Here is a 13,746-nt window from a genome sequence, read left to right as displayed (position 1 = left end):
CAGCTCAAGAGGTTCAGATCATCGAGTTACCCACAGGGCGCACACAGATCCTACAAAAGACTTTCGATCAGATCCGAGTGAATTCCCCGGCTACCGACTCGGCGATCTGGGCCACGTTGAGGGCTGCGCCTTTTCGGAGATTATCTCCGCAGATGAACATCTCGACGGCACGCGGATCGTCCATCGACTGTCTCACCCGCCCCACCCAGGTCGGGTCGGTGCCGACCACGTCGGACGGTGTCGGGAAGTCCCCGGCCGCCGGATTGTCGAAGAGCACCACACCCGGCGCGGTGGCAAGGATCTCGTGCGCGCGCTCCACCGCCACCTCGTTCTCGAAGCGGGCGTGCACGGACATGGAGTGGGTCGCCACGACGGGCACGTACACGCAGGTCGCCGCCACCTTGAGGTCCGGCAGCCCCAGGACCTTGCGGCACTCCGCGCGGATGGCCAGTTCCTCCGACGACCAGCCGTCGCCGGCGTCGGTCCCGGCCCAGGGCACCACGTTCAGCGCCACCGGGGCGGCGAAGGGGCTCCCGTCCCCCTCGCCCAGCGCCCTGCGCACGTCGCCGGGACGAGTGCCCAGCTCGGTGCCCGCGACGAGGGCGAGCTGTTCGCGGAGCACGGCGACGCCGTCCCGGCCCGCGCTGCTCACGGCCTGGTAGGAGGAGACGATCAGTTCCCGCAGGCCGAATTCGGCGTGCAGGGCGCCGACGGCGACGATCAGCGAGAGCGTCGTGCAGTTCGGGGACGCGACGATGCCGCGGGGCCTCAGCCGCGCGGCATGGGAGTTGATCTCGGGGACGACGAGGGGAACGTCGTCGTCCAGTCGGAAAGCCGCGGAGTCGTCCACGACCACGGCTCCACGGGCCACGGCGATCGGCGCCCACCGGGCGGACACCTCGTCCGGCACCAGGAACAGGGCGACGTCCACCCCGTCGAACACGTCCTCGGTGAGAGGGAGGACCTCGGTCTCCTCGCCGCGTACGACCAGCTTGGTGCCGGCCGCACGCGGGGAGGCGATCAGCTTGACCTCGCCCCAGACGTCCTCGTGCTGCGAGAGGATCTGGAGCATGACGCCGCCGATCACCCCGGTCGCGCCGACGACCGCGAGCGAAGGGCGGCGCCCGGTCATCGGCCGGTGCCCCCGTAGACGACGGCCTCGTCGGAGTCGCTGTCGAGGCCGAAGGCGGTGTGCACGGCGCGCACGGCCTCGTTGACGTCGTCGACGCGGGTGACGACGGAGATGCGGATCTCCGAGGTCGAGATGAGCTCGATGTTCACGCCGACGTCGGACAGCGCCTCGAAGAAGCCCGCGGTGACGCCGGGGTTGGTCTTCATGCCCGCGCCGACGAGCGAGATCTTCGCGATCTGGTCGTCGTAGCGCAGCGACTCGAAGCCGATGCCGGCCCGGTTGCGCTCCAGGGCGTCGATGGCCTTGCGGCCCTCCGCCTTGGGCAGGGTGAACGTGATGTCCGTCAGGCCCGTCGAGGCGGCGGAGACGTTCTGGACCACCATGTCCATGTTGATCTCGGCGTCCGCGATGGCGCGGAAGATCGCCGCGGCCTCGCCCGGCTTGTCGGGCACGCCGACGACCGTGACCTTGGCTTCGGAGACGTCATGGGCGACTCCGGAGATGATGGCGTGCTCCACCTGCTGGTCCCCTTGCGGCTCGTTGCTGACCCAGGTGCCGCGCAGTCCGGAGAAGGACGAGCGGACGTGGATCGGGATGTTGTAACGACGTGCGTACTCGACGCAGCGGTGCAGCAGCACCTTGGAGCCGGACGCCGCCAGCTCCAGCATGTCCTCGAAGGAGATCCAGTCGATCTTCCGGGCCTTCGACACGACCCGGGGGTCGGCGGTGAAGACGCCGTCCACATCGGTGTAGATCTCACAGACCTCGGCGTCCAGCGCCGCGGCCAGCGCGACGGCGGTCGTGTCCGACCCGCCGCGGCCGAGGGTCGTGATGTTCTTGCCCTCCTGGCTCACGCCCTGGAACCCGGCGACGATGGCGATGTTGCCCTCGTCGATCGACGTCCGGATGCGCCCCGGCGTGACATCGATGATGCGCGCTTTGTTGTGGACCGAGTCGGTGATGACACCGGCCTGGCTGCCCGTGAACGACTGGGCCTCGTGCCCCAGGTTTTTGATCGCCATCGCCAGCAGGGCCATGGAGATCCGCTCTCCGGCGGTCAGCAGCATGTCGAACTCACGCCCGGCAGGCATCGGGGATACCTGCTCGGCGAGATCGATCAACTCGTCCGTCGTGTCGCCCATCGCGGACACCACGACAACCACCTGGTTGCCGTTCTTCTTGGCGTCGACGACTCGCTTGGCAACACGCTTGATGCCTTCGGCATCGGCTACGGAGGAGCCTCCGTACTTCTGCACGACAAGGCCCACGTGCGCTCCTCGCTCAATAATGGTGCGGTCGGCTCAGTTTAACGAGCAGCCCGGAATCGACCCGTCGATACCATATGGTGAGATGTCCCGCCCACCACCCGGTACGGCGTGTCGCTCCGAACCGCTCGTACGGGGCTGCTGCCCCACTCACTCGCCCCGCACGCCTCTTTGTGTCCCAGGACACAGGGGCCCACAGGGGCCACGGCAGCCACAGCAGGCGTCTCCGGACATGCGGGCGCAGCGGCCACGGCAGCCCCCGCGAGCAGCGCGGGCGCGACAGACACGCGCCTCCGGGCGGCTACAGGACCGGCCGCAGTCCCAGCGGTCCCGCGATCTCCTCCGCCATCACACGGCCTGCCTCCTCGGCCAGGTCCCCGTCTCCCGGGTCCTGGTCCGTGTCCAGGCCGTCGAGCTCCTGGAGCGGCTGGTTGAGCCGGATGTGGGCGATCAGGGACTGGAGGGCGCGGAGCGCCGCCGACGCCGTGGAGCCCCAGTTGGAGAAGTACGAGAACTGCCACCACCACATGGCCTCCGCCGTGCGGTCCGCCTCGTAGTGCGCGAGGCCGTGCCCCAGGTCCGTGACCAGGTCGGCCAGGTCGTCCGAGATGCGGTGCGGCACAGGAGGCTTGCGGGGCTCGTACGGGTCGAAGACCTCGGAGTAGACGTCGATGGGCTCCAGGAGCTCCGCGAAGCGCTCACGCAGCCCGTCGGCGTCCGGCTCGGGGCCCAGGTCCGGCTCGTAGCGCTCGTCCGGGAGGATGTCCTCGTACGCGCCGAGCCTGCCGCCGGCGAGCAGCAGCTGGGAGACCTGGAGGAGCAGGACCGGGACCGCCTCCTCGGGCTCCTCGGCCTTGGACACCTCGGTGACCGCGACGATGAACGTCTTGATCTGGTCCGCGATCTGGACGGCGAAGTCGTCCGGGTCCTGCGTGACGGAGTTCAGCGTGGCGTCAGACATCGAGGAGACCTCCCGTGGGCACGGTCGCGAACGGTGGGTAGAACATAGCGCCGTCGCACATAAAGTCGCAGTCAGACGCCGGGTCACACATCGAGCAGCCGCCTCCCCTCGAAGGCGCGGCCGAGCGTGACCTCGTCCGCGTACTCGAGGTCGCCGCCCACCGGGAGCCCGCTGGCCAGCCGCGTGACCCGCAGGCCCATCGGCTTGACCATCCGGGCGAGATACGTCGCGGTGGCCTCGCCCTCCAGGTTGGGGTCCGTCGCCAGGATCAGCTCCGTGATGGAACCGTCCGCGAGCCGGGCCAGCAGCTCCCTGATGCGCAGGTCGTCGGGGCCGACGCCCTCGATGGGGCTGATCGCTCCGCCGAGCACGTGGTACCGGCCGCGGAACTCACGGGTCCGCTCGATCGCGACGACGTCCTTCGGCTCCTCGACCACGCAGATGACCGTCCGGTCGCGGCGCGCGTCGCGGCAGATGCCGCACTGCTCCTGCTGGGCGACGTTCCCGCAGACCTCGCAGAAGCGGACCTTGTCCTTCACCTCGAGGAGGGCGTGGGCCAGACGGCGTACGTCGGTGGGCTCGGCCTGCAGGACGTGGAAGGCGATCCGCTGCGCGCTCTTGGGACCGACGCCGGGCAGCCTGCCCAGCTCGTCGATGAGCTCCTGAACCACGCCTTCGTACAACGGAACGCCTTTCCTATTTCCTGCTCGTACCGTAGCCGGTACGCCCGGGTAGCCACAGAGGTCAGAACGGGAGGCCCGGCATCCCGCCGCCCAGACCCTGGGCCAGCGGGCCCAGCTTCTGCTGCTGGAGCTGCTGCGCGTTCTCGTTGGCCGCCTGGACGGCGGCGACGACGAGGTCGGCCAGCGTCTCGGTGTCCTCGGGGTCCACGGCCCCCGGGTCGATGACCAGGGCGCGAAGCTCTCCGGACCCGGTCACGGTGGCCTTCACCAGACCACCGCCCGCCTGTCCGTCGACCTCGGTCCTGGCCAGCTCCTCCTGGGCCGCGGCAAGGTCCTGCTGCATCTTCTGGGCCTGCTGGAGCAGCTGCTGCATGTTGGGCTGACCACCACCGGGAATCACGGTCACTCCTGGCATTTCGACAACGGATTGTTTCGGTAAGCCGAGCCTACGTGTTCCCCGGACGCCGTGCCCCACCCGCCGGAGACCAACTCTTTCGGGTGAGATCTGGAAAGCGCCTGGTGTGCTCCTATACCTGACCAGAGGCCGTGCACACCCGGGAATCCAGCGATTTCGACCCCATGGCCCACCATTCGGCGGTAGGAAGAGCATGCGTAGCCGTACCCGTACGCACATCCAAGGTAACGCAGAGTTACACGGGTGGGCCCCGGTCATATGCCGGGGATCCGACCCTCCCGTGACCGAGAACCGTGCCGATCCCGCGTCGATACGCGCCGATACGCGCCGGACCCAGAGTGCAGAGGAGTGCCCCGGTGAGTCAGCCGGAGATGCAGCCCGAAGGGCCGCCCCGCAAGGAGTCCGGCGCGGGATCCGGTACAGGTACCGGAACCGGGCAGTCCGTTTCACGCTACGGTTCGAGCCCCCGGGACCTGACCGGACGCGCCTTCCCCCTCGGCGACTGGGGCGAGCCCGCGGAGCGGCTCGACGAGCTCTACCGCTGGGTCGAGGCGGGCGCCCTGGAGACCGCCGACTGGTATCTGCGGGACCGTATCCGCAAGCGGCGCACGGCCCGGCTGCTCCGCTTCGGCACCGCGGCCGGGGTGGTCGCGGGCGCCGCCCTGCCGCTGCTCGACCTGACCGGAGAACTGCACGGGTCGGCCGGCTGGGGCTACCTGTCGCTGTTGCTGGGCGCCGCGTGCATGGCGTGCGACCGCTACTTCGGCCTGACCTCCGGCTGGATAAGGAATCTCGCGACGGCGCAGGCCGTGCAGCGGCGCCTCCAGGTGCTGCAGTTCGACTGGTCGTCGGAGTGCGTGCGGGAGATGCTCGGGCCGACCGAGGGCACCGCCAGCGAGGCGGCGGAGCGGTGCCTGGGGGTCCTGCGCCGGTTCTCGGAGGACGTCACCGAGCTCGTCCGCATGGAGACGGCGGACTGGATGGTGGAGTTCCGTGCCGGACCCGCGCCCATGGGCATGCAGTCGCTGGTGTCGGGCGGACCGGGCGGTCGCCCGGAGCCGGGCACCGCTCCCGGACGGCTCACCATGCCCTCGGTGACCCGGCCGAACATGCCGCGCCAGCGACCGCCGGAGCCGCCCCGGTGACCGTTCGGCCCGCCGCCCCGGTGATCCCCGGCCCGCCGTCCCGGTGATCGTTCGGCCCGCCGCCCCGGCGATCTCCGCGGGCGGCACCCCGGCGATCGCCGGAGCCGGCACCGGCGAGCGGGCCGCGCTCCACCGGCGCCGGCCTCGTCGGCGGCGGCTCCGTCGGCGGCGGCTCCGTCGCTGTCACGGCCCGCGCAGGCGGTGCCGCGTTCGCCCGGCGGCCGTCAGCTGAAGATGATCATCGAGCCCTGCGCGAGGCTGCGGGTCGCCGCCGCGTGCAGGCCGAGCCAGACGTGACGCTCCCTGGCGAACGGATGGTCGTCGTACGGAGCCGGGGCGGCCGGCTCCTCCAGCGAGGTGGGACCGGCGGGCGGGAGCGGCGCGGCCGGCGGGTTGGCCGGGTCGATCCCGATGGACGGCGCGACGAACTCCAGCTCCCGCAGCAGACCGTGCGCCGAGCCCAGGGGCCCGCCGCCCTCCAGGAGCTGGTCGCCGGAGAGCGGGTGCGGGAAGTCCACCGGGACGTACGCCCCGGCGTGGTCGTAGTGCCAGACCAGGTGCGACTCCTGCGCGCTCTGCTCGAACATCTCCAGCAACTGCTCGTAGTCCCCGCCCAGTTCGCCCACGGGTGTGACGGCGAGTCCGCTCAGGGTGAGCAGGTAGGCGCGGCGCAGGAAGTGCAGCGCGTCGTAGTCGAAGCCCGCGACCGGGGCGACGTCCCCGGTGAGGCCGGGCATGTAGGCATAGACGGGCACGGGCGGGAGCCCGGCCTCGGTCAACGCCTTGTCGTAGACGGCGATCTCTTCGGCGAACGGATTGTCGGGGCTGTGGCACAGCACATCGACGAGGGGGACCAGCCACAGGTCACAGGCCACGAAGTCTCGCTCTCCAACGGGTTCGTGAGGTGGTCGGGACAGCGTAATGCGACCCGGACCCCGCGCACAGGCCGCGGGCAGGACGTACGGTCAGCCGCCGTGGCCCGGGTGCGGGGGATCACCGGCGGCCAGCCGGTCCGCCCAGTTCAGCCCGTGCGTGTAGTAGGCGTCCAGCACGGCGCGCACGGCGGGGCCGTCGGCGGCCTCGATCGCCTCCACGAGCTCCTGGTGGCCGTTCCACAGCCAGTCGCGCACGTCGGCGTCCCCGCGCAGGTAGGGCACGGCGAAGGCCCACGCCTGCATCCGCAGGCGTTGCAGGAAATCGGTGATGTAGACGTTGCCGACGACCGCCCCGAGCTCCCGCCAGAACCGCAGGTCGTACCCGATGAGGATGTCGAGATCGCCGCCGCGCGCCGCGCGCGCCGCCTCCTCCGCCCTGCGCCGTACCGAGACGAGGGCCGTCCGGTGGGCGTCGATCACGGCGGCCGGCGAACCGGTGCCGTCGAAGATCCCCCGGAACACCCCGTCTATGACCAGCGCACGCGCCTCCACCATCGACCGGTAGTCGGCGACGGAGAACGCGCGGACGCGGAAGCCGCGGTGCTGGTCGGATTCGAGCAGACCCTGCGCCGAGAGGTCGAACAGCGCTTCCCGCACGGGCGTCGCGGAGACCCCGTACTGCTCGGCGATCTGCTTGACGGTGAACTCCACGCGTGGCTGCAGTCGGCCTGCCAGCACCTCGTCACGCAGTGCGTCGGCGATCTGCTGCCGCAGCGTGCTGCGGGTCACACCTCCGCTCGCACCCATGACGCCCTCCCCTTCTCGGCTCCGGGTCACCCTAAGCCAGAGCCGTGCCCGCTTCCGGGCACGGGGGAGGGCGTCATGCCCGGTGCCCTCTACACGGTGTGCTCGTCGGCGACGGACAGGGCCGCGTCCAGGGCGGCCAGACCCTCCTTCGCCTCGGCCTCGGTGATGTTGCAGGCGGGGACGACATGGGTCCGGTTCATGTTGATGAAGGGCCAGAGGCCGTTCCGCTTGCAGGCCGCGCCGAACGCCGCCATCGGCGCGTTGGCCTCGCCGGTGGCGTTGTACGGGACCAGCGGCTCGCGGGTCTCCCGGTCACGGACCAGCTCCAGCGCCCAGAAGGCGCCGAGCCCGCGGACCTCGCCGACCGACGGGTGGCGCTCCGCCAGTTCCCTGAGGCCGGGGCCGAGCACGTGCTCACCGAGACGCGCCGCGGCCTCGACGGTCTTCTCCTCCTCCATCACGCCGATCGTCGCGACGGCGGCGGCACAGGCCAGCGGGTGGCCGGAGTAGGTGAGGCCGCCGGGGTAGGGGCGGGTCTCGAAGGTGGCGGCGATCTCGGCGCTGATGGCGACCCCGCCGAGCGGCACGTAGCCGGAGTTGACGCCCTTGGCGAACGTCATCAGGTCCGGTACGACGTCGTAGTGGCCGGCGGCGAACCACGACCCGGTGCGGCCGAACCCGGCCATGACCTCGTCCAGCACGAGGACGATGCCGTACCGGTCGCAGAGCTCGCGGACGCCCGCGAGGTAGCCGGGCGGCGGAGTCATGATGCCCGCCGTGCCGGGGATGGTCTCCAGGACGACGGCGGCGACGGTCGACGGGCCCTCGAAGACGAGCGTGTCCTCCAGGTGCTGGAGTGCGCGGGCGCACTCCTCCGCCTCGGTCTGCGCATGGAACGGGGAGCGGTAGAGGAACGGCGCCCAGAAGCGCACGACCCCGGCCGACCCGCTGTCGGACGCCCAACGGCGCGGGTCGCCCGTGAGGTTGATCGCGGTGGCCGTGGCCCCGTGGTACGAGCGGTAGGCGGACAGCACCTTCGGCCGGGCGGTGTGCAGCCTGGCCATGCGGACGGCGTTCTCAACGGCCTCGGCACCGCCGTTGGTGAAGAAGATCTTGTCCAGGTCACCCGGGGTGCGTTCGGCGATGAGGCGCGCGGCCTCGGACCGGGCCTCGACGGCGAAGGCGGGGGCGAACGTGGCCAGCTTGCCCGCCTGTTCCTGGATCGCCGCGACGACGGTGGGGTGCTGGTAGCCGATGTTGGTGAAGACGAGCCCGCTGGTGAAGTCGAGGTAGCGGTTGCCCTCGTAGTCCCAGAAGTAGGCCCCCTCGGCGCCGGCGACGGCGAGCGGGTCGATGAGTCCCTGGGCGGACCAGGAGTGGAACACGTGAGCGCGGTCGGCGGCTTTCACGGCCGCACCCGCCGCGGGATCGGCGTACGGGGCGCGAGAGGCATCGGGGGTCATGCGGTGAGCGTAGGCGGCGGCGCGGCCCGGCCTCCATGGCCACTGTGTATGGCCTTCGCCGCTCGGCTCGGCAGGGTGTCGGGTCCCGGCCGGCCCTTTTCCCCCGGTTGACAGCATGCTGCCATCATGACAGCCTTCTGTCATAAGGCTCGTTCGGCATCGGGAGGCCCTCATGACCGGCACGACTGTTCACCTGGCCGTCTACGACACCTTCGCCGACTGGGAGCCGGGCTTCGCCACCGCCCATCTCACCCAGCACGGCCACAGCGTGCGCACCGTCGGCCCCACCACCGCGCCCGTCACCTCCATGGGCGGGATGCGCGTCCAGCCCGGCCTGGCGCTCGACTCGCTCGATCCCACGGACAGCGGACTGCTGATCCTCCCCGGCGCCGCCCTCTGGGACACCGGCGACACGCTCGCCCCCTTCGCCCGCGCGGCGCGCTCCTTCCTGGAGGCGGGGGTGCCCGTGGCGGCCATCTGCGGGGCGACCGCGGGGCTGGCCCGCGAAGGTCTGCTCGACGACCGCCCCCACACCAGCGCGGTGTCCTTCTACCTGGCGGCGACCGGTTACGCGGGCGGTGCGCACTACGTGGAGGCCGACGCCGTGACGGACGCCGGCGGGCCCGCACGCGGCGCACTCGTCACGGCGGGGCCCACCGAGCCGGTCGCCTTCGCCCGCGAGATCCTGGGCCTCCTCGGGGTGTACGAGCCGAAGAAGCTGGACGCCTGGTACCGCCTCTTCCACGACTCCGACGCGAGCGCCTACGAGGAACTCCAGGCGTGAGCACCCCCGACCAGGACCGCTTCAGCCGGACGGCCCTCGGGGTCTTCCGGCTCAACGGTCAGTTCCTGTCCCTCGCGGAGGAACTGGCCAAGCCCGCCGGGCTCACGGCGGCGTGGTGGCAGGTGCTCGGTGCCGTCCTCGCCGAGCCGCTCCCGGTGTCGGGGATCGCCCGGGCGATGGGGATCACCCGGCAGAGCGTGCAGCGGATCGCGGACCTGCTGGTGGACAGGGGTCTCGCGGAGTACGTGCCGAACCCGGCGCACCGGCGGGCCAAGCTGCTCCGCCCCACCGAGGTGGGGCGGTCCGCAGTGGCCCGGATCGGCCCGGGCCACGCGGCGTTCGCGGCGCGGCTGGCCGAGGAGCTGGGCGAGGAGGGGTTCACGCAGACCGTGCGGGTGCTGGAGCGGCTGTCCGTGGCGATGGAATCGCTGACGGCGGAGGGCCGGTGAGAGCACCGCGGCCGGCCGGCGGGCAGCCGCGGACGGCGGGCCCGCCGCGTCCGCCGGGCAGCTGACGTCCTGTCCGGCGGTGAACGGGGGACGGTCAGATCAGGCCGACCTGCATGGCACGGGCCCCGGCCTGGAATCGGCTGCGCGCGTCAAGCGCCTCCATGGCGGAGGCCACGTCGTTGCGCACGGTCCGGACGCTGCAGCCCAGCCGGCGGGCGATCGCGTCGTCCGTGAGGCCCTCCGACAGGAGCCGCAGGACGACCTCCGAGCGGGGACGGCGGGTCGGGGCGACGGGCTGGCGCCCCGTCTGGCGGACGGTCGCCCCACGCTCCCAGAACCGCTCGGCGAGGGCGCTCAGGCGTTCCAGCTCCGCGGCGGACCGTACGACCCGGATCCCCTCGGTCTCGTCGACGACGACGGCGACCGCTCCGTCCATGATCATCGCGCGGGGCGGCAGGGTGCTCACCGAGCGCAGCGCGACGCCCTCCTGCGACAGCCACTGGGCGTGGGCCATGGCGCCCGGCGCCTTGATCACCGAAGAGGCCCACACGGCGCGTACCTTCGCGCCGCGCCGCAGGACCATGTCCACGACGGGACGGGAGAACTCGAAGGCGCCTTCCGCGTAGTGCGGGACGAGGAGGACGACCTCGCGCTCGACCTTGGCGACCAGCCGCTCGATGATGACGGACACGTCGTGACGGTTCTCGCCGCCCTCGCCGGAGTCACCGAAACGTTCCGCCTGCTCGTGCAGGGCGATGAACCTGCCGATCCGGACCGGGCAGGGCTGGGGCGAGCGGCCCTCCCGCATGCGCGAGGCGAGCAGCGTCGGCAGGGCTATGCAGGGCTCGACGGCCCGGGAGGCGGATCCGTCCTTCCCGGAGACGGCGGCGAGGCCCTCCGCCCGCAGGGTGTCCAGCACCCGCACCACCTGATCCGCCGGCCATGCGAGAGTCTGAGCCAGTTCCCGAGTCCGCCATGTCGCACGCTGGAGCATCGTGCGGTAGAGCAGTTCCGACCGCACGTCCAAACCGATCCCCGTATCAGCCACGTCAACCTCTCGGCAGTTGCTTCCTCCGGGCAGAAACACGCCCCCTTGACGTGGTCAACTTAGGCCGCGTCCGGCACAGTCGACGTGTCCGAGAACCGATTGCGACAGCTTGGTGCCACGGCCACCCGGGTTTCCCTCACTCATGACCGGGTAGGCGGCACAACCGGCCATCCGCCGCCGTGGGGACCCGCCCGCCCGGCCCTCTCCGCGCCCGGGGGACACGCCCCGCCGACGCACCGCGCCACCACCGGCGACACGCCCGCACCCGGCCGACCGCCACCATCAGGAACATGCCAGGGCCCGGCCCTCCGCCCCCGCCGGTGCCACGCCTCGGCTCCCCCGCCACCATCAGGAACATGCCAGGGCCCGGCTGCCCGTCACCGCCGGTGACACGCCCGGGCCCGGCGAACCGCCGTCGCGGGGCGGCCCGCCCCGGTCCTCCGCCGCCGCACCGCGCCGTCGCGACCGGACCTCACCCACCCGCATCTGCAGTTTCCTGTACCGGGCTTCGGTGGAGGGTTCCGGTGCGGGCACGGAGAATTGGCCGCCGGCGCCGGGCCGGCGGCACGGCGAAAGCGGCCGGCCGACAACGGCGGCCCCGGCGCCGGAGGCGCGATTCCCCGTACCCGCACCGCACATGGACTCCGGTCCGGGAAAGGCTCTGCCATGCAGCACACAGCGTTCCTGATCCTCATACCCGTCCTCTTCATGGGCACCCTGGTCGGGCTCTCCATGGGTGCCCGGCGGCTGCTCGGCATCAGGATCGGCACGATACGGGCCGCGCTCGGCGGCACCGTCGGCGTACTGGCGACGATGCAGATCATCGCGGCCATGGGCCCGAGCAGCCACCGGCCGGCCATGACCTCGGTCCAGGTGGGCTGCGGCATCCTCGTCACGATGCTCTTCCTCGCGGTGTCGGAAGTCGTGCTGCCCAGCGGCCGGTTCACCGAGATCGTGCGGCTGCCCGGCGTGCTGCGCCGCCGGGTGGTGCGCACCCGCCGCTACGCGGAACTCAGCGCCATCGCCGTCCGCAACGGCCTCTCGCCCTCGCTGCGCGGACTGTCCCGGGCCGGCTCGCCGAAGGGGACCTCCGCCGGACGCCGGCACTCCGCGCAGCAGGTGAGGCGGGCGCTGGAGGAGGCGGGCTCGACCTTCGTCAAGCTCGGGCAGATGCTCTCGACGCGCTACGACCTGCTCCCCGCCGAATACGTCGAGGAGTTCTCCGCGCTCCACCACCAGGCGGCGGCCGAGCCCTGGGAGCGGGTACGGGAGCTGCTCGCCGAGGAGCTGGGCTGCGAACCGGAGGCGGTGTTCGCCGAGTTCGACCCGCGCCCGCTGGCGGCCGGGTCGATGGCCCAGGTGCACCTGGCACGGCTGAAGGACGGCCAGGAGGTCGCGGTGAAGATCCAGCGCCCGGGCGCCGCACAGGTGGTGGAGCGCGACCTGGACATCCTGTTCCGGATCAGCCACAAACTGGAGGAGCACTCGAACTGGGCGAGCAGCATGGGCCTCGGCGAGCTGATGAACGGCTTCGCCGTCTCGCTGCACGAGGAGCTGGACTTCCGTACGGAAGCCCGCAACATGGCCGCCATCGTGGCGGGGGCAGCGGAGTCCAAGGCGGTCTGCACCATCCGCACGCCCCGTGTGTACGAGCAGTACAGCAGCAGGCGGGTACTGACGCTGGAGCGCCTGCACGGTGTCCCGCTCAGCTCCGCCAGGGAGACGATCGCCGAACGCGGCCTGGACGGTGCGAAGCTCGCGGGGCAGCTCTTCGACTGCATCCTCGAACAGATCACGCTCGGAGGGGTGTTCCACGCCGACCCGCACCCGGGCAACGTCCTGCTGCTGAGCAGCGGTGAGCTCGGTCTGCTCGACTTCGGCTCGGTCGGCCGGCTCGACCGGCGGATGCGCGCCGCGCTCCAGGAGCTGCTGCTGGCCCTCCACCGCAACGACCCCGCCGCTCTCAGCGACGCGCTGCTGGAGATCGTCGAACGTCCGGAGCAGATCGACGAGAGGCAGCTGGAGCGTTCGCTGGGGCGGTTCATGGCCCGGTACCTGGGCCCCGGGAGCACGCCCCACCGCGACATGTTCTCCGAGCTCTTCGTGCTCGTCGCGCGGCACGGGCTGACCGTCCCGCCCGAGGTGGCGGCGACCTTCCGCGCCCTGGCCACCGTGGAGGGCACGGTGGAACGGCTCGTGGCGGACTTCGACCTCGTCGCCCAGGCCCGCACCTTCGCCGCCGCGCGGGTCCAGGAGCAGCTGAGCTACGAGCGGGTCAAGGACTCGCTGATCGAGGAGGCGATCTCGCTCACCTCGGTCCTGCGCCGGCTGCCGCGGCGGGTGGACCGGGTCAGCAGCGCGCTGGAGGGCGGCCGGCTGGGCATCCGGATCCGGCTGCTGGCGGACGAACGGGACCGGCGCTTCGTGCGCGGACTCGTGCACGACGTGCTGCTGACGTTCCTCGGCGGGGTCATCGCACTGGTCGGCTCCGTGCTGCTGAGCGTCGGGGGCGAGCCGACGATCATCGGGTCCGTCTCGCTGGGCCAGCTGATCGGCTACAACCTGCTGGTGGTCAGCTTCATCCTGGTGCTCCGGGTGGTGTTCTCCATCTCCCGGGGCCGGGGCTGAGCACCCGCCCGGGGCCGGGGCTCCGGGCCCGGGACGCGGGCCGGGCACACACGTCGGCCGGGAGGCGCGGTCTGCGCCTCCCGGCCGACGG

Annotated in this window: 13 protein-coding genes; 4 read left to right on the top strand and 9 right to left on the bottom strand. The window is 71.6% G+C overall.

The genetic code is table 11. The features are described 5' to 3' along the window. Positions 1–67 precede the first annotated feature (67 nt). The 5 genes from ACFY8O_RS30840 to ACFY8O_RS30820 form a co-directional block, all read right to left on the bottom strand. Positions 68–1,132 (bottom strand): aspartate-semialdehyde dehydrogenase, encoded by a 1,065-nt coding sequence (locus ACFY8O_RS30840; RefSeq protein ID WP_387908207.1) that lies wholly within the window; start codon positions 1,130–1,132, stop codon positions 68–70. Further along, positions 1,129–2,400, bottom strand: coding sequence for an aspartate kinase (locus tag ACFY8O_RS30835; RefSeq protein WP_145809425.1), 1,272 nt, complete (start codon positions 2,398–2,400; stop codon positions 1,129–1,131). Before ACFY8O_RS30835 ends, ACFY8O_RS30840 begins: the two co-directional genes overlap by 4 nt. 298 nt (positions 2,401–2,698) lie before the next feature. Beyond that, positions 2,699–3,358: a DUF5063 domain-containing protein gene (locus ACFY8O_RS30830; protein ID WP_145809424.1), complete on the bottom strand. Its 660-nt coding sequence runs from the start codon at positions 3,356–3,358 to the stop codon at positions 2,699–2,701. Between the two features lie 83 nt (positions 3,359–3,441). Beyond that, the gene (recR, locus tag ACFY8O_RS30825) at positions 3,442–4,041 is read right to left on the bottom strand and encodes a recombination mediator RecR (protein ID WP_073750344.1); all 600 of its coding nucleotides are present in this window, start codon (positions 4,039–4,041) and stop codon (positions 3,442–3,444) included. Positions 4,042–4,102: 61 nt separating this feature from the next. Next, on the bottom strand, positions 4,103–4,441 hold the full coding sequence (locus tag ACFY8O_RS30820) for a YbaB/EbfC family nucleoid-associated protein (RefSeq protein ID WP_145809663.1): 339 nt from the start codon (positions 4,439–4,441) through the stop codon (positions 4,103–4,105). A gap of 371 nt (positions 4,442–4,812) precedes the next feature. On the opposite strand from ACFY8O_RS30820, the gene ACFY8O_RS30815 reads away from it, so the two are divergent. Then, complete coding sequence (locus ACFY8O_RS30815) at positions 4,813–5,601, top strand: SLATT domain-containing protein (RefSeq protein WP_145809423.1); 789 nt, start codon at positions 4,813–4,815, stop codon at positions 5,599–5,601. A gap of 224 nt (positions 5,602–5,825) precedes the next feature. Here the strand turns inward: ACFY8O_RS30815 and ACFY8O_RS30810 are convergent, their stop codons facing one another. From ACFY8O_RS30810 to ACFY8O_RS30800, 3 genes are all read right to left on the bottom strand, one after another. Next, a complete protein-coding gene (locus ACFY8O_RS30810) occupies positions 5,826–6,476 on the bottom strand; it encodes a hypothetical protein (RefSeq protein ID WP_145809422.1) in 651 nt (216 codons plus the stop codon). 90 nt (positions 6,477–6,566) lie between these two features. Next, positions 6,567–7,283 (bottom strand): GntR family transcriptional regulator, encoded by a 717-nt coding sequence (locus ACFY8O_RS30805; protein WP_145809421.1) that lies wholly within the window; start codon positions 7,281–7,283, stop codon positions 6,567–6,569. Positions 7,284–7,372: 89 nt separating this feature from the next. Next, entirely contained in the window at positions 7,373–8,746 is a 1,374-nt protein-coding gene (locus tag ACFY8O_RS30800; RefSeq protein WP_145809420.1) for an aspartate aminotransferase family protein, read from the bottom strand. 172 nt (positions 8,747–8,918) lie between these two features. On the opposite strand from ACFY8O_RS30800, the gene ACFY8O_RS30795 reads away from it, so the two are divergent. Further along, the gene (locus ACFY8O_RS30795; protein WP_145809419.1) at positions 8,919–9,530 is read left to right on the top strand and encodes a DJ-1/PfpI family protein; all 612 of its coding nucleotides are present in this window, start codon (positions 8,919–8,921) and stop codon (positions 9,528–9,530) included. Continuing rightward, the gene (locus tag ACFY8O_RS30790; protein WP_145809418.1) at positions 9,527–9,979 is read left to right on the top strand and encodes a MarR family winged helix-turn-helix transcriptional regulator; all 453 of its coding nucleotides are present in this window, start codon (positions 9,527–9,529) and stop codon (positions 9,977–9,979) included. Before ACFY8O_RS30795 ends, ACFY8O_RS30790 begins: the two co-directional genes overlap by 4 nt. A 94-nt stretch (positions 9,980–10,073) precedes the next feature. On the opposite strand, the gene ACFY8O_RS30785 is transcribed toward ACFY8O_RS30790, so the two are convergent. Then, positions 10,074–11,027 (bottom strand): helix-turn-helix transcriptional regulator, encoded by a 954-nt coding sequence (locus ACFY8O_RS30785; protein ID WP_387908200.1) that lies wholly within the window; start codon positions 11,025–11,027, stop codon positions 10,074–10,076. Between the two features lie 666 nt (positions 11,028–11,693). Between ACFY8O_RS30785 and ACFY8O_RS30780 the strand changes: the two genes are divergently transcribed. Beyond that, positions 11,694–13,655, top strand: a complete 1,962-nt coding sequence (locus ACFY8O_RS30780) for an ABC1 kinase family protein (RefSeq protein ID WP_387908197.1) — start codon at positions 11,694–11,696, stop codon at positions 13,653–13,655. The last annotated feature ends 91 nt before the right edge of the window (positions 13,656–13,746 follow it).

It is taken from the genome of Streptomyces argenteolus (assembly GCF_042902585.1).
Classification (GTDB): domain Bacteria; phylum Actinomycetota; class Actinomycetes; order Streptomycetales; family Streptomycetaceae; genus Streptomyces; species Streptomyces argenteolus.
Note: the sequence above shows the minus strand (reverse complement) of the source record. Positions and strands in the feature narration are given on the sequence as shown.

Coding starts and splice junctions, on each gene's coding strand:
- ACFY8O_RS30840 (WP_387908207.1), bottom strand. CDS start 1,132: ATGACCGGGCGCCGCCCTTCGCTCGCGGTCGTCGGCGCGACCGGGGTG.
- ACFY8O_RS30830 (WP_145809424.1), bottom strand. CDS start 3,358: ATGTCTGACGCCACGCTGAACTCCGTCACGCAGGACCCGGACGACTTC.
- ACFY8O_RS30805 (WP_145809421.1), bottom strand. CDS start 7,283: ATGGGTGCGAGCGGAGGTGTGACCCGCAGCACGCTGCGGCAGCAGATC.
- ACFY8O_RS30800 (WP_145809420.1), bottom strand. CDS start 8,746: ATGACCCCCGATGCCTCTCGCGCCCCGTACGCCGATCCCGCGGCGGGT.
- ACFY8O_RS30795 (WP_145809419.1), top strand. CDS start 8,919: ATGACCGGCACGACTGTTCACCTGGCCGTCTACGACACCTTCGCCGAC.
- ACFY8O_RS30780 (WP_387908197.1), top strand. CDS start 11,694: ATGCAGCACACAGCGTTCCTGATCCTCATACCCGTCCTCTTCATGGGC.